Source organism: Acidobacteriota bacterium, from assembly GCA_003225175.1.
Lineage (GTDB): Bacteria > Acidobacteriota > Terriglobia > Terriglobales > Acidobacteriaceae > Gp1-AA112.
Window position 1 is genome coordinate 127,932 of the sequence record QIBA01000057.1, and the last position, 22,775, is coordinate 150,706.

At 55.4% G+C, this 22,775-nt stretch carries 24 protein-coding genes and 1 pseudogene; 8 read left to right on the forward strand and 17 right to left on the reverse strand.

What is annotated here, in order from left to right:
- Positions 1–160: 160 nt before the first annotated feature.
- From DMG62_16820 to DMG62_16830, 3 genes are all read right to left on the reverse strand, one after another.
- Entirely contained in the window at positions 161–922 is a 762-nt protein-coding gene (locus DMG62_16820; protein ID PYY21816.1) for a hypothetical protein, read from the reverse strand.
- Positions 919–1,476 carry an RNA polymerase subunit sigma-24 gene (locus DMG62_16825; GenBank protein ID PYY21817.1) on the reverse strand — a complete coding sequence of 186 codons (558 nt, stop codon included), beginning with the start codon at positions 1,474–1,476 and terminating at the stop codon, positions 919–921. Before DMG62_16825 ends, DMG62_16820 begins: the two co-directional genes overlap by 4 nt.
- A gap of 106 nt (positions 1,477–1,582) precedes the next feature.
- Entirely contained in the window at positions 1,583–2,542 is a 960-nt protein-coding gene (locus tag DMG62_16830) for a hypothetical protein (protein PYY21818.1), read from the reverse strand.
- 178 nt (positions 2,543–2,720) lie between these two features.
- On the opposite strand from DMG62_16830, the gene DMG62_16835 reads away from it, so the two are divergent.
- Both DMG62_16835 and DMG62_16840 read left to right on the forward strand, forming a co-directional pair.
- Positions 2,721–3,398 carry a hypothetical protein gene (locus tag DMG62_16835; GenBank protein ID PYY21819.1) on the forward strand — a complete coding sequence of 226 codons (678 nt, stop codon included), beginning with the start codon at positions 2,721–2,723 and terminating at the stop codon, positions 3,396–3,398.
- A gap of 130 nt (positions 3,399–3,528) precedes the next feature.
- Positions 3,529–5,340, forward strand: coding sequence for an ABC transporter ATP-binding protein (locus tag DMG62_16840; GenBank protein ID PYY21820.1), 1,812 nt, complete (start codon positions 3,529–3,531; stop codon positions 5,338–5,340).
- An 81-nt stretch (positions 5,341–5,421) separates the two neighbouring features.
- Here DMG62_16840 and DMG62_16845 read toward each other — a convergent pair whose 3' ends face one another.
- The 9 genes from DMG62_16845 to aspA form a co-directional block, all read right to left on the reverse strand.
- Positions 5,422–6,204, reverse strand: a complete 783-nt coding sequence (locus tag DMG62_16845; GenBank protein ID PYY21821.1) for a hypothetical protein — start codon at positions 6,202–6,204, stop codon at positions 5,422–5,424.
- A 102-nt stretch (positions 6,205–6,306) separates the two neighbouring features.
- Entirely contained in the window at positions 6,307–7,977 is a 1,671-nt protein-coding gene (gene groL, locus DMG62_16850) for a chaperonin GroEL (GenBank protein PYY21822.1), read from the reverse strand.
- Positions 7,978–8,125: 148 nt separating this feature from the next.
- Positions 8,126–8,446, reverse strand: a complete 321-nt coding sequence (locus tag DMG62_16855; GenBank protein ID PYY21823.1) for a co-chaperone GroES — start codon at positions 8,444–8,446, stop codon at positions 8,126–8,128.
- Positions 8,447–8,960: 514 nt separating this feature from the next.
- Positions 8,961–9,179 (reverse strand): hypothetical protein, encoded by a 219-nt coding sequence (locus DMG62_16860; GenBank protein PYY21824.1) that lies wholly within the window; start codon positions 9,177–9,179, stop codon positions 8,961–8,963.
- Between the two features lie 250 nt (positions 9,180–9,429).
- Positions 9,430–10,776, reverse strand: a complete 1,347-nt coding sequence (locus DMG62_16865; protein ID PYY21881.1) for a peptidase M24 — start codon at positions 10,774–10,776, stop codon at positions 9,430–9,432.
- A gap of 113 nt (positions 10,777–10,889) precedes the next feature.
- Positions 10,890–11,069 carry a hypothetical protein gene (locus DMG62_16870; protein PYY21825.1) on the reverse strand — a complete coding sequence of 60 codons (180 nt, stop codon included), beginning with the start codon at positions 11,067–11,069 and terminating at the stop codon, positions 10,890–10,892.
- A gap of 275 nt (positions 11,070–11,344) precedes the next feature.
- A complete protein-coding gene (locus DMG62_16875) occupies positions 11,345–12,991 on the reverse strand; it encodes a glycosyl transferase family 2 (protein ID PYY21826.1) in 1,647 nt (548 codons plus the stop codon).
- A 131-nt stretch (positions 12,992–13,122) separates the two neighbouring features.
- Positions 13,123–14,169, reverse strand: a complete 1,047-nt coding sequence (mqnC, locus tag DMG62_16880) for a dehypoxanthine futalosine cyclase (protein ID PYY21827.1) — start codon at positions 14,167–14,169, stop codon at positions 13,123–13,125.
- Between the two features lie 17 nt (positions 14,170–14,186).
- Complete coding sequence (aspA, locus tag DMG62_16885) at positions 14,187–15,635, reverse strand: aspartate ammonia-lyase (protein PYY21828.1); 1,449 nt, start codon at positions 15,633–15,635, stop codon at positions 14,187–14,189.
- Here aspA and DMG62_16890 point away from each other — a divergent pair.
- Together DMG62_16890 and DMG62_16895 are read left to right on the forward strand one after the other, a co-directional pair.
- Positions 15,616–16,053 carry a hypothetical protein gene (locus DMG62_16890; protein PYY21829.1) on the forward strand — a complete coding sequence of 146 codons (438 nt, stop codon included), beginning with the start codon at positions 15,616–15,618 and terminating at the stop codon, positions 16,051–16,053. The genes aspA and DMG62_16890 overlap by 20 nt on opposite strands.
- A 91-nt stretch (positions 16,054–16,144) precedes the next feature.
- Entirely contained in the window at positions 16,145–18,100 is a 1,956-nt protein-coding gene (locus tag DMG62_16895) for a S9 family peptidase (protein PYY21830.1), read from the forward strand.
- Positions 18,101–18,214: 114 nt separating this feature from the next.
- Here the strand turns inward: DMG62_16895 and DMG62_16900 are convergent, their stop codons facing one another.
- Together DMG62_16900 and DMG62_16905 are read right to left on the reverse strand one after the other, a co-directional pair.
- Positions 18,215–18,967: a hypothetical protein gene (locus DMG62_16900; protein PYY21831.1), complete on the reverse strand. Its 753-nt coding sequence runs from the start codon at positions 18,965–18,967 to the stop codon at positions 18,215–18,217.
- A 578-nt stretch (positions 18,968–19,545) separates the two neighbouring features.
- Entirely contained in the window at positions 19,546–19,923 is a 378-nt protein-coding gene (locus tag DMG62_16905) for a DoxX family protein (GenBank protein PYY21832.1), read from the reverse strand.
- A 114-nt stretch (positions 19,924–20,037) separates the two neighbouring features.
- On the opposite strand from DMG62_16905, the pseudogene DMG62_16910 reads away from it, so the two are divergent.
- A pseudogene (locus tag DMG62_16910) lies at positions 20,038–20,215 on the forward strand (hypothetical protein).
- A gap of 50 nt (positions 20,216–20,265) precedes the next feature.
- Here DMG62_16910 and DMG62_16915 read toward each other — a convergent pair.
- Positions 20,266–20,556 carry an N-acetyltransferase gene (locus tag DMG62_16915; GenBank protein ID PYY21833.1) on the reverse strand — a complete coding sequence of 97 codons (291 nt, stop codon included), beginning with the start codon at positions 20,554–20,556 and terminating at the stop codon, positions 20,266–20,268.
- Positions 20,557–20,604: 48 nt separating this feature from the next.
- On the reverse strand, positions 20,605–20,883 hold the full coding sequence (locus DMG62_16920) for a hypothetical protein (protein ID PYY21834.1): 279 nt from the start codon (positions 20,881–20,883) through the stop codon (positions 20,605–20,607).
- A 133-nt stretch (positions 20,884–21,016) separates the two neighbouring features.
- On the opposite strand from DMG62_16920, the gene DMG62_16925 reads away from it, so the two are divergent.
- From DMG62_16925 to DMG62_16935, 3 genes are all read left to right on the forward strand, one after another.
- Complete coding sequence (locus DMG62_16925; GenBank protein PYY21835.1) at positions 21,017–21,349, forward strand: hypothetical protein; 333 nt, start codon at positions 21,017–21,019, stop codon at positions 21,347–21,349.
- Between the two features lie 168 nt (positions 21,350–21,517).
- On the forward strand, positions 21,518–21,949 hold the full coding sequence (locus tag DMG62_16930; GenBank protein ID PYY21836.1) for a hypothetical protein: 432 nt from the start codon (positions 21,518–21,520) through the stop codon (positions 21,947–21,949).
- A 27-nt stretch (positions 21,950–21,976) separates the two neighbouring features.
- The gene (locus DMG62_16935) at positions 21,977–22,279 is read left to right on the forward strand and encodes a hypothetical protein (protein ID PYY21837.1); all 303 of its coding nucleotides are present in this window, start codon (positions 21,977–21,979) and stop codon (positions 22,277–22,279) included.
- Between the two features lie 46 nt (positions 22,280–22,325).
- Here DMG62_16935 and DMG62_16940 read toward each other — a convergent pair whose 3' ends face one another.
- Positions 22,326–22,601 carry a hypothetical protein gene (locus DMG62_16940; GenBank protein PYY21838.1) on the reverse strand — a complete coding sequence of 92 codons (276 nt, stop codon included), beginning with the start codon at positions 22,599–22,601 and terminating at the stop codon, positions 22,326–22,328.
- Positions 22,602–22,775 lie beyond the last annotated feature (174 nt).

Here is a 22,775-nt window from a genome sequence, read left to right on the forward strand (position 1 = left end):
TCCGACCGCCCTCGGCCGGTATAAGGTGTCAGACTTCGTCGATGTGGGTTCCTTCCGTATGCTGGCGGTAATCAAAATCGAGAATTACGCCTTCACGAAATCTCTATCTTAGTCCGGGCGGGGCGGCCGGAAGCACGTAAGGAAAGCCTCTCAAGAAGAGCTACGCGCCAGCCATCACGATGGGCATCGTTGGCGTTTGACTGCCACCTTCGGGCTCAATGGTGACAGCGAACATCTTGGGTGCAGTCTTCTCCATATTCGGCATGATCATCGCCGCATTGCCTTGGACATCGGGCTTAAAGGTGCCAAACGGCATTGGCGCTGAGCCACTCGCCGGAATCAACCACAGTTGATAGACCTTCTGCGGGGGCAGCGCGGGCAAGTGTTGCGCTGTGAACACTAGAGTGCCAGTCTTCTGCATGTAGCTCGCACGCCCTTCGGGAACCGGCTGCGACTTAGTCGCTACCAAGGCATAGTGGCTCGACTCTGGAGAACTGAGAGCATCTGAAACGAGTTGTGCGCGCTCCAGATCAGCTTGCCGCTGGCCCGAAGCCTGCTGTGAGACGTCGAGTTTCCGCCGCAGACTTGTATTTTCGCGCCACAACATTAGACCAAAGATCGCCAGCAGCACCGCCACAAATGATGGCACAAAACTCCACCACGGACGTCGCATAACAACGGTCGCGGCGCGCCGTGGCTCACTCTTTACAGCCTTCAGCAAGCGTTCGCGCGAACGTTGTGGCGGAGCTGGCCCTACGCTCGATAAGGCAAGCAGCGCCATATCGGAATTGAGATCGCCCAGCTCTCGCCGGCATTCAGGGCAATCGTCGAGATGGCGACGCACTTCCACGGCCTGCTGCTCAGGCAGCTCCCGCAGGGCATACAGCACCAGATCCTCGGTGATCTGCTGATGGTCTCTCATGCGGCGAGTGCCTTTCTGAGCGTTAGTAGCGCAGAGCGAATGCGTGTCTTGACTGTCCCGAGCGGTTCGCCTGTCTTAGTGGCAATTTCTGAATGTGTGAGCCCTTCGAAGAATGCCATCTCCAAAGGCTTGCGCTGCTCGGCCGGCAATCGATCCACAACGGCGCGAATTTTCGCGATCGTCATATTGCGATCAGTTGTCTGCTCAATGCGGGTGTCGACCGCCACGATTACGTCCTCAATATCCGATTCAGGACGGCGACGGCGCAGTTGATCAATTGCGCGGTGGCGTGTAATCACTGCGAGCCATGCCCCGAGGCTGCCGCGGCTGGAATCGAACGTCTGCGGATTCCGCCATAGTTGGAGAAAAATTTCCTGCAAAATGTCTTCCGCCTGTGTAGTTTCACCCAATACGCGCAGCGCTACTGAATAAACAACCTGGGCGTAGCGGTCGTGTAGAGCGGCGAGCGCGTCCTCATCTCCGGCACGGACTCTCGATATCAACATGGAATCCGTTACTTGCGGCTGATCTTTGGCGCTCGGCGCCGTGCTCATTTCCTCTCCCTAAGAACGAGGCGGTGTTGCGATCGGATTTATGGTTGGGTAACCGGAAGCGGAGATTCTACCTCAGGGCCGGTAACTAAAGTAATAACGCCATCAATCATTTGCCCAATGTGGCATTTAGCAGCGCTGCGAGACGGATTCCGGCCTTCGTGAGCTGCTCTTCAGCGATGGGGTGAGTGACGTTGTCATACCGCTCCCCGAGGCCTATGTGCAGGTCGGCAATCCGCTTGGCGAGATGGTTGTTATCGGAGCAGGACGTCGCCTGTAGATTGATATCGCGCGGCAGATTTGCCGGCAACGCGCGATAGGCGCTAAACGCCAAATCGTGGCCTTCCCACGCCCAGTCTGCCGCCTGACCTGAGTTCCACCGCTGGAAGCGGGGACGGAAGCGGAAGTCCAGAAAATCGGCGAACTCCTCAACTGTCATATCGTGCGAAGCCAACATATTCTGTGGTATTCCTGTATCCCATACGGAGTGCAAATTGGGGAAGTACTCCTCTTTTTGGGCATTCGTTACGTGCGGCTCTTCATCCTCGAACTCCACGGGCACGCAGTTTCCACCTTCGTCGCCATTCGTTTCATCGTGCAGGGGTTGGTGAATGTCGCCCAAAAAGTGAATTAGAAAGCGCAAGGCATCTGCGCGAGTTTTTCCTTCATTACCTGCCTTGAGTTGCTGCGTGTATTTCGTAATCGCGTCGATGATGCAGCCCTGCTTGCAGGCTTCGGTGATGTCGTACTTGTCACGAGAAGCATTGAGAGGAATATTGATGTAGTGCAGTGGGCCGCTATCAGGCTGTTCGGAGCGGAGATCATCCGCCCAACTTGAAACCTCAGCCATTGGCGGCAGTCCCGAACTTCGGCAGAAGCGCCGAAGCGTAGAAGCTACCGGACTCGCAGCCAGGATTGCATTCACCTGAGCCGCAACTTGCGGCTGAAGGTGCTTCATTGCGATCAGAGCAACGATCTGATGGCCTTCGCAGCCCCACGCGTGTGCTGGAAGAGGCGCTAGAGCAGCAAGGAATAATGCAAGAGACCAGAGCGGGCGTTTGATCATCATCCGCAGAATTCTATAGCAGCACCTGCGCGGCTATCAGATGTTGGCAACTATCAACCACTGGCAGGGTCTCAATGAGCAGGAAGCGCGGACGTGCTTGTTCCTTCGTTAGCAATACTTAACAAGACCAAACGTCGATAATGTCAGATAGGGGCATCTAAGGAGCAGATTGCTTTCAAGTATGTTCAACGCTGCGATACTGGATAAGACCGCAAAGGTGCTGGTGCAACAGCGCCAGCGCGCCAGTAGTCCGACTATCCTGCGTTTCTTCGCGCATTGGGGCGGCATAGGGCTTGTTCCGCTCGCGATCCTCGACAGCTCGCCGATTCCAACATTCGGCAGCCTCGACATCCTTACTGCCTTTCTTTCCGCGCGGCACAGCGACCTATGGCTGTACTACGCCTGCATGGCCACATTCGGAGCGATGATCGGGTCGTACTTCACATACAAGCTTGGGCAGAAAACCGGACTCGCCTGGATTGAGAAGAACTTTGGTGCGCGCCGCTCGCAGCAAGTCGAGTACGCACTCGAGCGTTGGGGATCAGGCGCAATCTTCGTCTCGACTGTCTCACCGCCGCCATGCCCTACGTCGATGTTCCTCTTGGCTGCCGGCGCATTCGGATACAGGATGCGCAAGTTTTTCCTTGCGGTGTTCCTGGGTCGGGCCATCCGTTACGGGCTGCTGACCATAATCGCAGCGCACTATGGGCGCCGCATTGTGCGCTACATGCGGCATCCTGGTCAGTACCTTTGGCTGTCCCTTGGCGTGACCATACTCATCATTGCCATCACTGCAGCCTTCCTGATCCTGAGAAGGCCGAGTCGAGTTCCAGAGGAGCGCCTTCCACACGCGAGCTGAATAGATCAGTTTGTGCTCCGAGCAATTTGCGCCGGAGTTGCTTTGGCAATTCACACTGGTACTGGAGCTCTAGGTTGTTGGCTCGATGGTGACGGCGAAAGCGCATCCGATAGGATGAAGCCATAGTTGTATGGACCACCACGGGAAGTCATCAGAAAAGCGGTTTCCGAGTCGCGAGGAGCGCGTGCTCTTTCGCAAAAGGCTCTTTGAACTAGCGAGGCCGAGCTATCCTCACCTGGCTGGAATTCTCCTGCTGGGCATGGTCTCCGTGCCTCTCTCAATGCTGATGCCTCTACCGCTGAAGATCGCGGTTGACAGCGTAATTGGCAACCAGCCTTTGCCGCGAATCCTGGACCGTCTGGTTCCCGCCGGCCTTGCGAGTTCCACGACAGAGAACCTGATCGTCGTGCTCGTCATTCTCGTTGGACTGGCCGTACTGAGCAATTTGCAAACCCTCGCCTCCTGGCTCCTGCAGACCTACACCGGCGAGCGCCTTGTCTTCGAGCTGCGAAATCGCCTCTTCTGGCATGCACAACGACTCAGTCTAGCAACGCATGATCGTCGTGGCGTCAATGACATTGCCTATCGTATCCAGCATGACTCTCCTGCCATTCAGTACATCTTCATTCAGGGCATCCTGCCACTCGTAACAGCAGCGTTGACCTTTATGGGCATGTTTTATGTTGTGGCGCGCATCGACCGTTCAATTGCGGTGGTTGCGCTGGTCATCTCTCCAGCGCTCATGATTGCGGCGCGGCGCTCGGGCTATCGCGTGCGGCGAGCGTGGCAAGGTGTCAAGACCCTAGATAGCTCTGCGATGCTGCTGATGAACGAAGCTCTGGCCTCGATTCGCGTAGTGAAGGCATTCAACACTGAGGATTTTGAGGACACTCGTTTTCGCCTGCGCTCGCGCGAACGGATGAAGGAGCAGGTTCGTCTGGCATCGATTCAAGCGGGTTATCACCTGCTTATCTCCCTAGCCATTGCCGTAGGAAGTGCGGCGGCGCTGCTGATCGGCATCCGTCATGTCAAGATGGGGCTGGTCACACTCGGCGATCTGCTGCTGGTGATGGCTTATGTTGCGCAGTTATACGAGCCGCTCCGGGTTATCAGCAGCAAGATTCCGGACCTGCAGTCGTGGAGAGTAAGTCTGGAGCGAGCTTTTGCGCTCTTCGAAGAAAATCCCGAATTGGGCGTGATCTCCGGCCATGATGCGAAGGCGTCACCTGCCTCAGGGCTAGTGGCTTTCGAAAATGTGACGTTCGAGTATGCAAATGGTCAACGGGCGCTCGATGGCGTCAGTTTCTCGGTTCCCGCCGGGACCAAAGTTGCGCTTATAGGTCCTAGCGGCTCAGGCAAGACAACGCTGGTGAATCTGCTTACGCGCTTTTATGAGCCGACCAGCGGACGCGTGCTGCTCGACGATGTCGATCTGCACACCTATAGCGTGACGCATTTGCGACAGCAATTCGCCGTAATCGGTCAGGAGCCTGTGCTTTTCTCAGCGACAGTAGCAGACAACATCTCATATGGACGCTTCGACGCGAGCCGCGACGAAATCATCGCTGCGGCGGTTGCCGCGCATGCGCACGAATTCATCACGTCGCTGCCTCGCGGTTATGAGACCAGGATCGGGGACGGTGGATCGCGTCTGTCAGGTGGCCAAAGGCAAAGACTGTCGATTGCGCGCGCTTTTCTAAAGAACGCTCCGATTCTTATACTCGACGAACCCACCAGCGCCCTGGACGCAGCCACCGAATCCGAGTTGCTCGATTCACTGCACCACGTAATGGAAGGCCGCACCGCTTTTGTGATCGCGCATCGGTTAAACACGATTCGCGACTGCGATCTCCTGCTGATGCTTGAAAAAGGCAAGCTGAAGGAGATGCGCTGGCGCACGGAAGAACCAATTTCGGTTGCGGCAGAGATGCTTGCGCGGTAGAAGCTCTGAGTTCTTGCTCGGAATTTAACCATCAACGGAGCGTCCGGGCGTCCTCGCCCGGCGTGCCCATACTTTTTGAGTTCAGGCGGCGGCAATAAAATGCAGGCAACGCTGTAAGGCCTTCTGCTGCGCTGCAGTGAGATCCACAAACTCAAAACCGTGCGAGTCCGCGTTTTGATACCGCACTCTCGCCAGCAGCTCCAGCCTGACATCGCATTCCGGAATTCCGAAGACAAGTGAAACCAATTCGCCCGGCACCATCTGCGCGTCCACCTGTCCGCCACAACCACCCTCGGCAAGATCCCTCAGCGTACCTTCAAACCCGCCATTCTCAGGTTCCCGATCCGGGAAGCGCAGCGTGAAGCTCGAGGAAGTGGCAAAGCGCGGATAACGCCGCCGAACGAGTACCGGCGGCGGATCATTCAAAACGCGAGCAAGCGCCATGACCAGAGCCTGCGGATGCTCCTTCTCCACATAGGCGTCCACAATTCCGGGAGCGGTGGCTTCCGTCTGCGGATGGCGCGCAGAGTACATCAGAATGGGGAGCATGGGATGCGCGGTCTTGAGGATCTGAGCGACCTCGAGTCCATTGAGCTCGGGCATTTCGTAATCGAGAATGACGGCGTCGAGCGAGATCTTGTTCGCAAGTTCCAAGGCTTCGCGGCCGGTCGACGCGGGAACCGCGCGATATCCCACCGCAGTCAGGAACATGTCCAGCATCTGCAGGACGTATGGTGTGTCGTCGACACACAGAACCGTTTTCGGACCGGCTGTTACTGGGGGCATGCAGCCTCTCGGTTCATGATGATGAGGGTTTTGGGCATTCTCGCAGAGATGCCGGAAGTGCGGTGTACCAAAGGACATGTACCACGCAGGAACCTGTGCAAAACGACAAAAGAAAAGCCCCGCATTTCTGCGGGGCTTTAGGTGTTGCGCCGAAGGCGCGTCTGCCTGGACGGCGGCTCCTTAGTACATTCCGCCCATGCCGCCGTGGCCGCCGGGAGCTGCCATTTCCTTCTTCTCTTCCGGAAGCTCGCTAACCAGCGCTTCGGTGGTGAGCATCAGGCCAGCGATGGAGCCGGCGTTCTGCAAGGCAGTCCGCGTAACCTTGGTTGGATCGATCACGCCAGCCTTAACCAGGTCTTCGAACTTGCCGGTCTGGGCGTTGTAGCCGAAGTTCGAATCCTTCGATTCGCGGATCTTACCAATCACGATCGCGCCTTCTTCGCCGGAGTTGCCGACGATCTGACGCAGAGGCTCTTCCAGAGCGCGCTTTACGATCTGCGCGCCGATGGCTTCTTCGCTGCCCAGGGTCTTGGCGAGTTCTTCGACTGCTGCGATGCAGCGCACGAGCGCCACGCCGCCGCCTGGAACTATGCCCTCTTCGACTGCCGCGCGCGTTGCATGCATCGCATCTTCCACGCGAGCCTTCTTTTCCTTCATCTCGGTCTCAGTCGCAGCTCCGACCTTGATCACCGCAACGCCGCCCACGAGCTTCGCCAGACGCTCCTGGAGCTTCTCGCGATCGTAGTCGCTGGTGGTCTTGTCGATCTGGGCGCGAATCTCTTTCACGCGGCCTTCGATCTCCTTGGTCTGGCCCTTGCCTTCGATGATGGTGGTGTTGTCTTTGTCGATGGTGATGCGCTTCGCCTTGCCGAGGTCGCCAACCTGAACGTTCTCTAGCTTGATGCCGAGATCTTCAGTGATGGCCTTACCGCCGGTAAGGATCGCGATGTCCTGCAGCATCGCCTTGCGGCGATCGCCGAATCCAGGCGCCTTGACCGCAGCGACGTTCAGAGTGCCGCGCAGCTTATTGACCACAAGGGTCGCGAGCGCTTCACCTTCCACGTCTTCGGCGATGATCAGCAGCGGAGTGCCGCTCTTGGCTACCTGCTCGAGCAGAGGAAGCAGGTCCTTCATGGAGCTGACCTTCTTCTCGTAGATCAGAACGAGAGGATTCTCCATCACGGCTTCCATCCGCTCCGGATCGGTGACGAAGTAGGGAGAGAGATAGCCGCGGTCGAACTGCATGCCTTCCACGACCTCGAGCTGAGTCTCCATCGTCTTGGACTCTTCGACGGTGATCACGCCATCTTTTCCGACTTTCTTCATGGCCTCGGCGATGATCTTGCCGATGGTTTCATCGTTGTTGGCGGAAATCGTTCCGACCTGCGCGATCATATCGCCTGTCACGGGCTTGGAGAACTGATTGAGAGCGCCATCGCCCTTACGAACGCCTTCGGCGTCAGCGGTGCCAACTACGGCAGCCACTGCCTTCTCGATACCACGCTTCAGAGCCATCGGATTCGCTCCGGCAGCCACGGTCTTCACGCCTTCGCGAAAGATCGACTGCGCGAGCACGGTCGCGGTGGTGGTGCCGTCGCCGGCAACATCAGAGGTCTTGGAAGCGACCTCGCGCACCATCTGCGCGCCCATGTTTTCGAGCGCATCCTTCAGCTCGATTTCCTTTGCTACGGTCACGCCGTCCTTGGTGATGGTCGGCGAACCGAACTTCTTCTCGATGACGACATTGCGGCCCTTGGGACCGAGCGTCACCTTCACTGCGTCAGCCAATACGTTGACGCCGCGGAGAATCGCCTGACGCGATTCCTCGCCGTGTACGATCTGCTTAGCCATTGCTTGTCTCCTATACTTTGGCGCCGCCGAAGCGGCAAAATTCTTGCGGAGCTTGTAAGCTCCTAACCTTCTAAGCCGCTCAGCTAAAGCCAGAATGTTGACTGGCGAATGCTGAGCGCCGACTGCTCAATGCTCGCGCGAAGCGCGCCTAGCTTGCCTTCCTTACTGATTTGGCAACGCCAGACAGGATGCCGAGCACTTCCTCTTCGCGGATGATCAGGAATTCTTCGTTGTCGATCTTGATCTCATTACCGGCGTATTTGCCGAAGAGAATGCGATCGCCTTCCTTCACATCGACGGGCTGTCTTTCGCCCTTATCGTTCTTCTTTCCTGAGCCAACGGCGATCACTTCACCCTCCTGCGGCTTTTCCTTCGCAGTGTCGGGAATGATGATGCCGCCACGAACGGTTTCGCCCTCGTCAATGCGGCGAACCAGAATGCGGTCATGCAACGGGGTCAACTTTGCCATATCTGTATTCGACTCCTTGTGAATTGAGTGTTTGAGTTGTACTTCCAAGTTGTTGAAACTATGAGAGCTAGTGTCGGCTTCCGTACGCAGTCACCCCAGTCATCCAGTGCGACGAGAGCAGCTGTTAGCACTTACGCCTAACGAGTGCTAATTGTAGGACTACAACTCTAGAGTGTCAAGAGCGTAATGGTTAAAGTTGAGTGAAAGACACTCAATGGGAGGATTGGGTCATCGACTCATCGGCTGATCGACTTGCAGTAGCGACGGCGGGAGCCGCTGGGTGTCGACGCGACGGTGGAAGGATGTTACTGGCTCCATCACACTGTACCTACGCTGCAGGTTGCCGACGATGGTTTAGAGGCAAACGCATTGGCTGGGACACTAGGGCTGTGACTGAGCTTACCCCCGGCTGAATCTCCCGGCCTTAAACAACTGGCGGACTCCATACCGGATGTCCTGACGCAATGATTCCATCGGCTCCTCCTGGAATGGTGCTTAGACGTGGAGCGATACCTTACCGTTTTATTGCCGGAACATCAAAAATCCCATGAGATCCCTGAAGGTCCCACCAGATCCCTAGGGATATCCCATCGGGATCCCTGTGGATTGCCTGCGATATCCGATTAGATCCCAGGATCCAGAAAAGGAGCGCACGGGCACCGGGCCCGGTGCCCCGGATTGGCTCCAACTGGCGTTCCCGAATTGGAAACAAACCTAACATTTTCGTTTCCATGATGCGCGTGTTGCAATCGAAAGGCAACGTTCGTCCGTTGTTCGCAACATTTTTTGAGTTAGCCGTATCAAGAACTTACGAGGAACGCAAAAAATATTTTCGCAATCCGTTGCTCTAAACGAATTTGTCCCCCATCAATGGGATTCTCAAACTAAGGGGACTTTTCGCGCGTCGTGGACGCACAGGTTGTTCTCGCAACACCGAGCCTGAGCCAACGAAGAAAACCTGGCCGAGGGAGGCCGCAGGTCTTTTACTTCCCCTTCATCGCGGCTTCCACCTCTTCAGCGGTATGGGGCAGGTCTTTCGTAATCTGCACGAGATTCCCTTGCTGGTCTACGTAATAAATGTCTTCAATACGCACGCCCAACTTCTCTTCGGGAATGTAAATCCCCGGCTCGATCGTGAATACCATGCCCTTGTCCAGCGGTACGGTGTAGTCGCCCGCGTCATGTACATCGAGGCCGACGTAATGGCCCAGTCCGTGAATGAAGTATTTCCCAAGAGAACCGCCATGCAGGTCCTTGCCGTGGGAATCAATGTAATCCCGCGCAACTTTGTCGAGCGAGTCCGAGCCTCCGCGTCCGATATGCGAGACGCCGGCTTTGAAGGCCTGCATCGCCGCTTGTTGTGCGCCGAGAACAACGTTGTAGATTTCGCGCTGTCTAGCCGTGAAGCGACCGTTCACGGGAGCGGTTCGCGTAATGTCGGAGGCATACATGGAACACTCGCCGGCAACATCCATCACGACAACATCACCAGACTGCATCGTTCCCGAATCAGCAGAGTAGTGGAGCACGGTGGAGTTGAACCCGGAGCCTACGATTGGAGCATAGGCAGAACGCTCGCATCCGCGGCGCTGGTATTCATATTGCATGAGTGCTTGAATCTCCCGTTCGCCGACTCCGGGATGGATCGCCTTCAGCGCGGCAACGTGTCCGGCCATGGAAGCTCGCGTGGCTTTCACTACAAGATCGATCTCGCCCTGATCTTTCAAAGTGCGCAGCTGCGCGATCAGCCGCTTCGCCTCCTGGAAGCCGCCCGCCCCGCCAAAGGCTTGCCCGCGACGCAACCATGCAAGAGGCTCGGTGGAAGCCGAGTCCTGGTCGTAACTTCCCAAATCGGAATACACCGGCGCACGTCCTGCACTTAGCACAGTCGTGAGCTCGTCGTGCATTTTGTCGAGCGGCTCAACACGGTCGAAGCCCGTGATCTTTGTGACCTCGGCATCGCCCGGTCCCAACTTAGGTCCAAGCCACCTCTCCTCGGTCAAGTTGCGCGCAGGGAGAAATAGGATCTCTATATATGGATGGCCACCGGTGGCTTCGCCCTTGGCTTCCACTGCGGGCGCAATGAGGAGCGCGGCTCCGGGTTCGGTCCAGCCCGTGAGGTAATAGAAGTTTGATTCCTGATGGAATCCAAAAATCTCATCAGACCGCTCCACCGGGGCGAACAAGACCACGAGGCCACCGTTCGTTTTTTGCGACAATGCGACGCGTCGTGCGTGGTATGCGCTTGCATCCTGGCGTTCGAGCGCTATGAGTGAGAAGGAAGTTAAAAAAAGAAAAACAAGGAGAAGAAGAGGAGTTCGTAGTCGCATGGCAGGGAAGCGAGATTCTACACGAAAGGCGACGCTCGGCATTCGGCATCCGGCCATGAGGCATTTTGGCCAGAGGAAATGTGTTGCTCAATCTCGCGCGCTCGATTGTGCGCTTAGAACAGCAGCCGACTGGCCCAACGCTGATCGCCGAAAGCCGAACGCCCCGAGAAAAAAATACCCGCAGGTGCGAAGCCTGCGGGTGGAGAGAACATTTCGATTAGAGAGGGCGAAACTCCATGCACTGACAAGAACCCAGCTTGCCAGAGCCTGGGAGGAGCATCGTTGAAAGCCACCCCTGACTTTCCACAATGTCTCTTCGCCTAAATAGACGTCCAAAGGGCGGGGAAAGTTAGCGCCATAGGGCGTTCGCAGGCGAGATTTACAACTCTTTACAACGCGATGTTGCCTGCAACTTTTGGCTAGGTGGTTCCGGGCGCCTCCGCCGGTAGGCGGCATCAGATTTCGTGACTGTGTGCTGAGCAGTCGCTCTTGGCACTGCATCGAGAATTAACACGAAGTCCCCATCTGCGCACCGGCCGAAGGCGGCCGGAACCACGCCAGCAAAACCTTAGACACCGACTGGAAATGGTTTTGTGCTCTGTGGTTCTGGGAGACCACGGAAACGCTCGAAGCGTCCCTGCAGCAACGACATCAGTCCCGTGTACCAATACCCAAGAACGAAGATCAGAAGGAAGGGGACGGTGATGTAATTCTCGTTGCTCAAGGCGTAGTACACGGTTGCTGCAAAATACGTCCCAATCAGAAGTTCGATCCAGGGAACGAAGCCCAGGCGCTTGCGATACTTGCGTGCTGCGATCGACTTCTCGCCCTTCGCCTGCACACGATATTTCGGCGTGCGCTTGAATGAAGATTTTATTCCGAACAGAGCTTCCATAACCGCTCGAGTGTTCGTAACCGTAAGGCCAATGCCGAGCGCCATGAGAAATGGCAGGTAGAGAAAAGTCTTGGGCCAGCGTCGAGGGAACAATTCTTTCTGTGATACCAGATAAAAAGAAGAGATCGAGAATGTCGACGCCATAAACAGCGGCAGGTCGATCACCAGCATCTGGAACCACCCCTGATAAAAGCGGATGATCATCGCCGGCAGCAGCAGCGTTGACAGCACAACCATAAAGGGATAACTGATATTTGCCGTCAAGTGATACCAGGCCTCAGTCTTTATCCGGAAGGGCACATTTGAGCGCAGCACAGCAGGAAGAATCTTCTTGGCGGTCTGGATCAGTCCCTTTGCCCAACGTGCCTGCTGCGTTTTGAAGGCGGTCATCTCGATAGGAAGCTCAGCAGGGCATTCGACATCTTGCAGATACTTGAACTTCCAGCCTTTGAGCTGGCTGCGATACGAGAGATCGGTGTCTTCCGTCAGCGTGTCGTGCTGCCATCCGGCGGCGTCTTCGATTGCCTGCCGCCGCCACATGCCTGCCGTGCCATTGAAGTTGAAAAACACGTGACTGCGGGAGCGTGCACCATGCTCCAGGACGAAGTGCCCATCCAGCAGAATTGCTTCGACGTTGGTCAGGAAAGAATAATCGCGATTCAGGTGGGTCCACCGCGTCTGCACCATTCCTATTTCGGGATCGGCGAAGTGATGGACAACGCGCATCAACCAGTCTTCCGGCGGCACAAAGTCGGCGTCAAAAATGGCGATGAACTCGCCCTTGGCCGCCTTCATTCCTTCCTGCAGAGCTCCGGCCTTGAATCCGTAGCGATTCCTTCGATGATGATAGGTAATCGGATATCCCAATGCTGCATAGCGCTCCACGACGGCACTTGCGACCTCGACAGTCTCGTCCGTCGAATCGTCGAGCACCTGGATATCGAGCTTCTCGCGTGGATATTCCATCCTGCAGACGGCGTCTACTAAACGGTCGATCACGAATTGCTCGTTGAAGATCGGAAGCTGGACCGTGATGCGGGGCAGTTCGGTAAAGCGAGTCGGCGAATCCTCCACCTTGTTCCTGCGGTGCTTGTAATAGAGATAGACCAGCACGTAGCGGTGAATACCGTACGAGGCAAGAACGAATAGGACGATGAAATACGGAATCAGAAGCGCTAAATCGAAACTGTTGAGCCGATACAGCCCCTTGAAGCCAAAGCCATTGATCCTGATGTCGCCAAAGTGACTCTTGAAGTAGTGTATGAGCCCATGAGGGGCAAATAGAGCGAGGCTCAGAAGTGTGGGGGAAAGGAGAGACATTCAGCGCGCAAAATGAACTACAACCATTGTAGCTGAATGACTGAGCGCGCGGCCTTGGCCAGGGGTGCCAGAGAGGCTCAAAGCGGGAGCTTCGATTCGCTATTGAACGCCGAGTTGCAGCTGCCAGCGCTTTAGTTCAGGAACATCGTTCGATACAGCGTGTCTCTCTGCACAGGTTTAAATCCTGCGTCGCGGATGATGTGACGCAGCTCTTCTTCCGTTGTGCAATTTGAAGTTCCCGCGGCGCGCACGACATTTTCTTCCAGCATCACGGAGCCAACATCATTGCCCCCGAAACGCAATCCAAGCTGCAGAACCTTCAAACCTTGCGTCACCCAACTAGCCTGCACATTTTCGATGTTGTCGAGAAAGAGCCGTGAGATCGCCAAGAGCTTTAGATACTCGACAGAGGTGGCCTCGTCCCATCTGCGTCCGCCGAGAGCGGTGTTCTTCGGCTGGAAGCTCCATGGAATGAACGCGGTGAATCCGCCAGTCTCTTGTTGCAGATCGTAAACGACCTGGAAGTGATTGATACGCTGCTCGAAGCTCTCGCCAACGCCGAACATCATGGTTGCCGTAGTGCGCATGCCGAGTTGATGCGCCGTGCGATGGACGTTTAGCCAGTCGCCGGTCAGGCATTTGAGTCGCGCAATGCGATGGCGAACGTCGTCGTCGAGGATCTCGGCGCCTCCTCCCGGAATGGAATCGAGGCCGGCGTCCCGCAGCCGCATGATGGTATCGCGAATCGTGAGCTCGCTGTACTCGGCGATAGCAATGATTTCCGAGGCCGAAAAGCAATGCAGATGGACTTTGGGAAAACGTTCTTTGATTCCGCGCAGCAGTCGCTCGAACCAGTCGATCTTCAAATCCGGATGCAAGCCGCCTTGCATGAGCACACCCGTGCCGCCCAGTTCCAGGGTCTCTCGTATCTTTTCGTAAATCGTGTCGAAATCGAGGATGTACCCCTCAGCAGCCAACTTACCCTTCAATGGACGATAGAAAGCGCAGAACGAGCAGTACTCGGTGCAAAAGTTGGTGTAGTTAATGTTGCGATCGATGATGTAGGTAACCACGCCTTCCGGATGCAGCTTGCGCCGCACGGCATCGGCTTCCATGCCGACGCCAATCAGATCATCGGAGCGGAACATATCGAGAGCTTGCTGTCGGGTCAGGGACATCTTCGGATGCTTTGATTCTAACGCGCCTTGATCGCCTCTCGCTGCTTCGCAGCCTCAAGCGGGCGCTGTGGCTCGGTCATGTTTACCGGGTCGAGGATTTTGGCGATCTCGTCTTCTTTTAGAAGTCCTCGGGAACGGGCGATGTCGATAATCGACTTTCCGGTCGCCACCGACTCCTTCACGATCTCCGCAGCCTTCTGATATCCGATGTATGGATTCAACGCCGTCGCCAGCGACACGGTGCTTTCCGCATAGAACCGGCAGCGCTCTTTGTTGACGGTCAGCCCGCTAATGCAGAACTTGTCGAACTGGCGAAGCATGTTGGTCATGATCGTGATCGACTGCAGCACACTGTAGGTCATCGTCGGCATCATTACGTTTAGTTCGAGCTGTCCCCCCTGAACGGCCATGGCGACCGCGGTGTCGTTCCCTACTATCTGGAAAGAAACCATCGCCGCCAGCTCCGGCATTACGGGATTGATCTTGCCGGGCATGATCGATGATCCTGGTTGAAGTGCGGGCAAATAAATTTCGGCGAATCCCGTATTGGGACCTGACGATAGCAGGCGAATGTCATTCGAGATGCGAATTATCTCCAGAGCAAGGTTCCGCAGCGCAGCTGAAATCTCGGCCATGGGTGCATTCGATTGCATGGCCCAGCGCATGTCCACCGCGGGCATGAGTTTCTGTCCGGAGATGCGCATGAGCTTTGCGATGGCAAGTCCACGATAGTCAGGATGTGTGTTGATTCCAGTGCCCACAGCCGAGCCGCCAAGCCCGAGTTCATGCAAGTCTTCGGAATTAGAACGGATATTGGCTGTGGCTTTCCGAATCGTAAGCCCATAGGCAGCGAATTCCTGGCCGAGCCGAATTGGCACCGCGTCCTGCATGTGGGTGCGGCCGGACTTCATCACTTCCCAGAATTCTTTGCCCTTCTTGTCGAAGCTCCCAGCGATCGCGTCGAGCACTGGATAGAGTTTCTCCAATTCGATGAGTGTGGCCAGGCGCATCGCGGTAGGGAAGACGTCGTTCGTCGATTGCCCATAGTTGACGTGGTCGTTGGGATGAACTCGTTTGTACTCGCCCAGCCTGCCGCCGAGGATCTCTTCGGCGCGATTGGCGATTACCTCGTTCGAATTCATGTGGAAGCTGACGCCGGCGCCCGCCTGAAAGACATCAACCACAAACTCGCGGTCCCATTTGCCGTCGATCACCTCCTGTGCGGCAGCAATGATGGCGTCGGCAACCTTCGCGTCTACCAGCCCAAGCTCCTTGTTGGCTTCCGCAGATGCTCGCTTGATCATGGCAATAGCGCGGATCAGCGTCGCGTGCGCCCGCATTCCCGAAATAGGATAATTCTCCACCGCGCGCGCAGTCTGTATGCCGTAATAGACATGCGCCGGAATCTCTTTTGGGCCAATGGAGTCTTTCTCAAGACGAGTGCCAATGGAAGGGGCCGTGGACATGATTGCTCCTCGAATAGGAAACGAACAGAATCGTGCAAGAAGCACAGCGGAACTCTCGATTATAAGCGATGCCCCATTCGCTGCTGTATGCTATCGCCGCAGCAAAATCAACCTTCGGAGGCGCTTCGTGAAAATAGTTATCCGCGCAGCAATCGCAATGCTGCTTGCCTGCTTCCTCTCCGCAGCTCTTCCAGCGCAGCCAAAATCCAGTTTCAGTCCTAGTAAGAGAACGCAGGAAAGCCAGGAACGACGCGAGCATCATCCTCACATTCGCTCCGCGATTCGTGAGCTCGAAGAAGCCAAGCGAGAGCTTCAGGCGGCTGCGCACGATTTCGGTGGTCACCGCCTCGAGGCTCTCAAGGCTTGCGACGAAGCCATTCATCAACTTCACTCAGCCCTTCCATACGACAAAAAATAAATCCAGGGATACTGCGGCCGGAACGATCCGGCGGCTTGAACATTTCCTTTCGGGCAGAGAGACGAAGCTCGAGAGATGGGGAGAAGACATCATGAAAAATTTCGTGTGGTTAATGCTGCTAGGGACATCATTCGCGGTTTCCGGTCCCAATGACCGGCAGATCACGGATTCAAAATCGGTCACTGCACAGCAAAATGCGAATGCCAAACCAGTGCAGGTGGAAGATCTTTTCTTGACGCGTCTAATCTATGATGCGGCCTGGTCTCCCGATGGCAAGGAGATCGAGCTCAGTACCACACTTACAGGGCGCGCCAATCTTTGGAAGGTAGCCGCCAACGGAAGTTGGCCAATACAACTCGCGCAATCCGATGACAGGCAGCAGGAAGGACAGTGGTCCCCGGACAGCAAATGGATTGCGTTCACCCAGGACAAAGGTGGCAATGAGCTCTGGGATATCTATCTGATCTCAAGCAACGGAGCGCAGCTCACGAACCTGACGAATACTCCAGACGTGAGGGAGGAGTCGCCTCGGTGGTCGCGTGATGGCAAGTGGCTGGGTTGCGTCGTCAAACCCAAAGAAGCTCCTTCCTACAATGTGGCAGTCCTTGAGCTAGCAACTCGCCAGCTGCGCCAGCTCACGCACGAGGAGGATCCGCAGTACACATGGTCCGTCGTCGATTGGAGTCGTGATGGCAAAACTCTGTACGCAAATCGCGGCGATCTAGTAGGCACCGACACCGATATCTATGCCATCGATGTCGTTTCGGGAAAGGCGAGCAACCTAACGCCCCATACGGGGAAGTCATCGCACGCCGGCAGCTCGGTTTCACCCAATGGCCGTCAGATTTTGCTCGCCTCGAATGAGAAAGGCGGATTCGAGAATGTTGCCTTGCTCGATGTTGCCAGCAAAAAGATAACCTGGGTGACCGACACGCAATGGGAGGCGAGTCCCGGCGAGTTCTCGCCAGACAGCGTGCATTTCACTTATGACATCAATCAGGATGGGCGCAGAGAGGTGTATCTCGGCGATCTCCACGGGCAATCCCGAAAGCTCAGCATGCCGGAGGGTATTAACGCCTTCTACGGTCCTCAACACTTCTCGCCCGATGGCAAGAGCATCATGATCGCTCATGCCGGATCGAATACCCCAGCCGACCTTTGGATCTACGACACCAGCACCGACCAGGCCCGGCAACTAACGCATTCCGCCCTGGCCAGTCTGAATCCGCAGAATCTGCCGCAATCACAGATCGTTCACTATAAGAGCTTCGATGGAAAAATCATCAGCGCATTTTTGTACCTGCCGTTCAATCTAAAGCGCGACGGATCAAATCCCGGGGTGTTGTACCCACATGGTGGTCCCACCGGCCAATCGCAAGACAGTTTCAACCGAACCATAAATGCTCTGGTCTCTCGCGGCTATATCGTGATCGCGCCAAATCCGCGGGGTTCAAGCGGCTACGGCATCGATTTTCAGAAAGCCAACTATCAGGACCTGGGAAACGGTGATCTGAAAGACGACATGGCGGCCGTTCAGTTTGTTCTTGACACTGGCTATGCCGATCCCAAAAAGGTAGGGGTAATCGGAGGCTCATATGGCGGATACACGACGTTGATGGCAGTAGGCAAGTATCCCCAAACCTTTGCCGTCGCGGTTGATCTGTTCGGCCCGCTGGATTGGTTCACGATGATGAAGAACTCTGATCCCTTGCTGCGGCAATACATCGTTAGCCTGCTGGGAGATCCGGAGAAAAATCGCAAGGTTTATGAAGATACGTCACCGATTACGTACATAGCCAACATCAAAGCGCCGCTGCTGGTGCTGCAGGGCGAAAATGATCCCCGTGTCCCAAAAGAGGAGACAGACCAGGTTGTCGACATGCTGAAAAAACGCGGAAACGTAGTCGATGTTCACTACTATCCCGCCGAGGGACACGGTTTTGCCAAGCGCGAGAATCAGATCGACTCCATTAAACGGACGCTGGATTGGTTCCAGAAGTATCTACCTACAGGAGCTGGCGCTGAACGTGCTTCGAGTGGCCGCTGATACATCGCGAGCTAACATCGTTGGCGACCCGCGACCGCTGCGATAAGCAAGGGCACGGATGGAATCCGTGCCCTTCTCTAAATCTGCCATCAGTTTGGACCTTCGTGGGCTGCTCTAGAAGAAATCTGTCATATCCGCAACGCTGGCAGACGCGCCGGGATAGACCTTCACTCCAAGTGCATCGAGAATCGTGCGTAAAGCGTTTTCATGCTTGTACATCGTCGACGACACGGTTCCTGGCTTCACATTGGGACTAATCACGGCGGTGAACACCTGCTCCGGACAAGCGCCCACAGCTCCATCGCATTCGTCGAAGGTAATGAACATCAAGCCATCGCCTCCTGCCTGGAAGTAGCGAGTGTTCAGCAATGGGGCAACGTTGTTCTTGAGAAAGTCGTCAGCCTGTTGCACGGTGCCGTCATGGGCATCATTATCCACATCGGGAACGATAATCGAGTAGTTTGGAAGCTGATCGGCGGCCAGGTCTGCTGCGAATTTTGTGAACGGGACCATGTTCTGCTGCAATGCCGGACTGTTGATCACATCGGAGTACCACTTTGCCGGATTGTGACGAGCCACATAGTAGCCGGAGGAGCTGCCCATGAAGCCGGCGCTAGGCAGGGATTGTGCGTAAACTTTCCACGTCAGGCCTGCTCGCCCGAGTTCCCGGAAGATATTGTCTGATGTGATGGGGTTGGGACATCCATCACCTGAGCATCCAAACGCCTGTTCTCCGCTGCCAGACGACAACCAGAAATAGTCGAGGGCGGAGCCGGGCTCATCGGCGTGGTAGTTGGTCGTGTATCCGTACTTTTTTCCTTGCGCCGATAGCCAAGGCATGCCGTTTGGGTACACCTCGCTGAACATGTGATTCTCTTCAATTACAAGTACAACGTGCGATGAATGAGGAATTCCTGAAAGGGGAATCGGCGTTGGAGTAGGAGTCGGCGTTGGGGTAGGTATCGGCGTTGGAGTAGGTGTCGGAGTGGGAGTAGGTGTGGGGATTGTAGTCGTGAGGCCGCAGCCGACGTCGAGGTGGTTGATGCGAAGGGTTGTGCGGTTGTTCCACAGCCGGAGATCATTGATGCTGTGGCAGACAATGCTCCGATGAGAATCGCCTTGCCGATAAGAGGATAGGTGGCTTGCATGTTGCCTCCAAAAGAACTTCGTGGAGGCTAAGCGAGTCTCTCCCCGCCTTACATCGGAACTGCCTCTTAGGTGTAGCCCGAAAGAATACCGAAGAAAATCTTAATCAAGCGGACAGAATAGCGACATTTCTCGTTAGTGATCTCAGCAACCCCTTATATTGCCGTAGTTAACAAGGCTGAGAGTCCTAACGATAATTCCATGGCTGTAGTACTAAGGCCCTGCTGGGAAACAGTTCAGTATCGTCCTCTTGTCGCGGGAGTTGTGCACGCTGCCTTGCAGACCAGAACATGGAAGCTCTACGCTGTCACCGTGGCCCTCCATTGCCGACCCGCTGGACGCGTTACGTACGAGATCGCCAGAAGCACCAGTAGCACCAGCGGCAGGAAGGCTTCTGCGCCGTCTTTTGCGAGATAGTGGGCGACACAGGCAGCGATCCAAGCGAATGTGAAGCCGGCATAAGCCCATTCTTTGAGCTTCGGCAGCCCGGGTACGACCAGCGCGATTGCGCCCAGAAGTTTGGCGATGCCAAGTAGAACCCGCAATTGTTGCGGATAGCCGACGTGAGCAAAACCTTGTACCGCTTGCGGACTCTTCGTGAGGTAAGCGTAAGCTGCAAATGCCGACATCGCGGCCACCAAACCGGTCGTAAGCCAGTAAATTACTTTTCGTGCCATGTCATGATTCCTTTGGTTTGATCCAACAGCTGCTTCCGATGATAAGGGCAACAGTTCCGATTCAGGATTAGCTATGATGGTTCAAAATAAGGGGCGGGCTTTGTAGAGGCGTTTATGAAATGCCCTTCATTCTTCATCGGGCATATTCGCGCGCAGACGTCCTCATTTCTTATCGAACTCGACGACACGCAGGACGATGCCAATCACATTCATTTAATATGGCGCGACTTCACAAACGACTTTGGCTGACCTTCTGCAGCGGCACTACCAGGCGAGCGATCAGCACAAATAGACCGGAGCTGTCGAAGGATTTCCGAAACGGGAACTCTGCCAGAGTCAGATTTAGTGCAGCAGTAGATCCGAATACTCTGGATTTTTCTTGATGTATTGAGTGGCGAACGGACAAATGACATCCACTTTCACATTGTGCTCTCGTGCCCACTCCAATGCGGACCGCACGAGAGACGAACCCGCGCCGGTGCCCTGCATCGTTTGAGGAACTTCAGTATGGATGAGCTCGAGAACCTTGCCGGCCAGTGAATATTCGAGAAAAGCCACAGCGTCATCTTGTTCGATTTCGAAACGCCCGCTCGTGACCAGCGTGGGCGCGGCTGGTTTGCCCAAGATGTTCATGGCAACAGATTAGCTGACCAAGTGGTGGTCGGTGCGATTCAAGTCTTACTACACACTTTTCCGCTGTCTCGTTGCCTCTCGCGTTACCAGCGATTGTGCGATGGCTTGGCGAGACCGCTCACGAACTTCACGCGACCTTCTGCGGAGGGCTTCTGGCTCCACAGATATCATTCTCAAGACACCCTGCGGTTGATTGAAATCATTTTTTGCATTCCCGATGCGAGTGGTTCTTAGTTTCACGAGGGTCTTACTTCTTCTGATCGCCTGCTCAGACTTGACGCGGTTAATCTTCGTCTGCCGGATTAGCTCGGTTGTTTCCATGGGCATTTCACTCTGATGAGACAAGTCAGAGGCGAGTAGCCCGGTCTGAACATTAATTAATGCCCTGCAAAATACCCTGCAGGCTCTTTCGATTGGCGTGGGTGTAACATTCGGTTATTCAAGGAGCTGGAGGTAAACCATGAAGCGGTCAACGCTCCTTCTGTTATTTGCCTTAATTTCAAGCTGCGCAATTTGTGTCGGTCAAAAGACACTCCGAACAAGTTCAGCGGATGCTGCACGCGGTGAGCGGGGCAAGGAAATCTTCGTCAGCCATGGTTGTGCGCGGTGTCATGATGAAGATGGCAACAAGAAGCTGACCGATGGAACAACACTGATCCAGCGCCTCTCGAAGAGCACGGATCCCGAAGCGCGGCTGCAAACGCGACTTCAGGATCGCCAGGAGCGTCACGCAGTCATGATGCATCTTCAAGAGACTATTAAACGATTACAATCTTCGACACACAGTCGATAGTCGGTTGCTCTCGGTCGTCTGAATGGCAGCCTCCGACGCAGAGCCGTCTCGGTGGCAAAATTTCCGGCGGTTCTGATGTAGAGTTGTATTACCATATCGGGCAATTTTTAGGTTCTGCATTTCAACGCAAGTGGAGGTTCTGTGAGTCCCAGAGCTTGGAATTGGCGGTTGTGGGTTGGATTTCTTATTTGCCTGCTCAGTCCGTTTGCGTTCTTCTCCCTTTTTGAAATCACGCGCTCTGCTGTCTGGATCAGCGTGGCTTTATTCGTTATCGCTGCGGTGCTCATCGTTGGCGGATTGCAGCGGACCTACTCCGCACCTGAGTCTTACCGCGGAAGGATTGCGGGCCCGATTGTGGTTACGCTCAGCGTTCTTGTGATGGCGCTGTTCGCCTTCGGAATGTATGAGATGAAGAAGGCCTATCCTGTCGCCAAGAATGCACCTCAGGTCGGGCAGAAGGCTCCCGAATTTGCGCTCACAGACAGCAACAACAAGAACGTGAAGCTTGCAGAACTGCTCTCAACTCCACTGTCTGAATCCTCAGGCAGTGCGCCGGCGAGGCGGGGTGTTCTGCTTGTATTCTATCGAGGATATTGGTGAGGGCCATGCGTCTCCGAGTTACGGAGCATTCAACGTACGCTTGGCTCTCTTCAACAACTCGGCGTTCGCCCTGTAGCCATCAGCGCTGATACACCTGAAGAATCCCGCGAGATGTGTCGCAAGGCCGGTATTACATTCCCGGTTCTCTCTGATACGAAGGTGGAAGCCATTCGCCAATACGATCTGCTTATTGCGCAAAGAGGACAAGACGGTCGCGAAATTAGCGGTCCCGGAGAATTCTTGCTGGATAGCAGCGGCACCGTTCGCTGGCGCAAACTAACGGAAATGCATCCGCGCGAAATTACCGAAGCGGCAAAGGTCCTGCAATAGGGGCACGGCATGCGAGGGTCGGAGGTTTGTTGCAAACCTCGGAAGACTATTCTTGCTGGTTGTCGAAGATATTCAGCCGAATCGCAGGTTCTGGAAGGGGCTTCTTGAGGCGCAGCTGCGGATGCATTGCTTCAGTAATAAACATCGCAAAGAAGACGACCATAAATGCGACGGCTATCACTTCGAAGATGTGTCCTTGGCGACCCAGCCCAAAGAGTAACGTCATCAACACAGCAAACGGCGTCGAACGCGGAGCCTTCGCTTCCAGCCTCGCTCGGCAGTGAGGGCAGACAAACTCCGCCCACGCCTGCAGATTGAACATGCTCGGCGTAACGATTTTCTGGTTGCAGCTGGGGCAGATGGACATCGAGGCGATTGTGAAACCGGAGTTGATGCGTGTCAACGTGACGAAAGACGCTAGCGCTAGAAGGTATGGGCAGCATTTTTATTGCAGGCGCGTTGACCGATTGCCTCGATAGACAGTACACCGTTACAC

Coding starts and splice junctions, on each gene's coding strand:
- DMG62_16900 (PYY21831.1), bottom strand. CDS start 18,967: ATGTTCAGCGAGGTGTACCCAAACGGCATGCCTTGGCTATCGGCGCAA.
- DMG62_16865 (PYY21881.1), bottom strand. CDS start 10,776: ATGCGACTACGAACTCCTCTTCTTCTCCTTGTTTTTCTTTTTTTAACT.
- aspA (PYY21828.1), bottom strand. CDS start 15,635: ATGTCCACGGCCCCTTCCATTGGCACTCGTCTTGAGAAAGACTCCATT.
- DMG62_16940 (PYY21838.1), bottom strand. CDS start 22,601: ATGTTCAATCTGCAGGCGTGGGCGGAGTTTGTCTGCCCTCACTGCCGA.
- DMG62_16920 (PYY21834.1), bottom strand. CDS start 20,883: ATGCCCATGGAAACAACCGAGCTAATCCGGCAGACGAAGATTAACCGC.
- DMG62_16890 (PYY21829.1), top strand. CDS start 15,616: ATGGAAGGGGCCGTGGACATGATTGCTCCTCGAATAGGAAACGAACAG.
- DMG62_16905 (PYY21832.1), bottom strand. CDS start 19,923: ATGGCACGAAAAGTAATTTACTGGCTTACGACCGGTTTGGTGGCCGCG.
- DMG62_16875 (PYY21826.1), bottom strand. CDS start 12,991: ATGTCTCTCCTTTCCCCCACACTTCTGAGCCTCGCTCTATTTGCCCCT.
- DMG62_16915 (PYY21833.1), bottom strand. CDS start 20,556: ATGAACATCTTGGGCAAACCAGCCGCGCCCACGCTGGTCACGAGCGGG.
- DMG62_16820 (PYY21816.1), bottom strand. CDS start 922: ATGAGAGACCATCAGCAGATCACCGAGGATCTGGTGCTGTATGCCCTG.
- DMG62_16860 (PYY21824.1), bottom strand. CDS start 9,179: ATGGAAACGAAAATGTTAGGTTTGTTTCCAATTCGGGAACGCCAGTTG.
- DMG62_16835 (PYY21819.1), top strand. CDS start 2,721: ATGTTCAACGCTGCGATACTGGATAAGACCGCAAAGGTGCTGGTGCAA.
- groL (PYY21822.1), bottom strand. CDS start 7,977: ATGGCTAAGCAGATCGTACACGGCGAGGAATCGCGTCAGGCGATTCTC.
- DMG62_16855 (PYY21823.1), bottom strand. CDS start 8,446: ATGGCAAAGTTGACCCCGTTGCATGACCGCATTCTGGTTCGCCGCATT.
- DMG62_16845 (PYY21821.1), bottom strand. CDS start 6,204: ATGTCCTTTGGTACACCGCACTTCCGGCATCTCTGCGAGAATGCCCAA.
- DMG62_16925 (PYY21835.1), top strand. CDS start 21,017: ATGAAGCGGTCAACGCTCCTTCTGTTATTTGCCTTAATTTCAAGCTGC.
- DMG62_16825 (PYY21817.1), bottom strand. CDS start 1,476: ATGAGCACGGCGCCGAGCGCCAAAGATCAGCCGCAAGTAACGGATTCC.
- DMG62_16840 (PYY21820.1), top strand. CDS start 3,529: ATGGACCACCACGGGAAGTCATCAGAAAAGCGGTTTCCGAGTCGCGAG.
- DMG62_16830 (PYY21818.1), bottom strand. CDS start 2,542: ATGATGATCAAACGCCCGCTCTGGTCTCTTGCATTATTCCTTGCTGCT.
- mqnC (PYY21827.1), bottom strand. CDS start 14,169: ATGTCCCTGACCCGACAGCAAGCTCTCGATATGTTCCGCTCCGATGAT.
- DMG62_16895 (PYY21830.1), top strand. CDS start 16,145: ATGAAAAATTTCGTGTGGTTAATGCTGCTAGGGACATCATTCGCGGTT.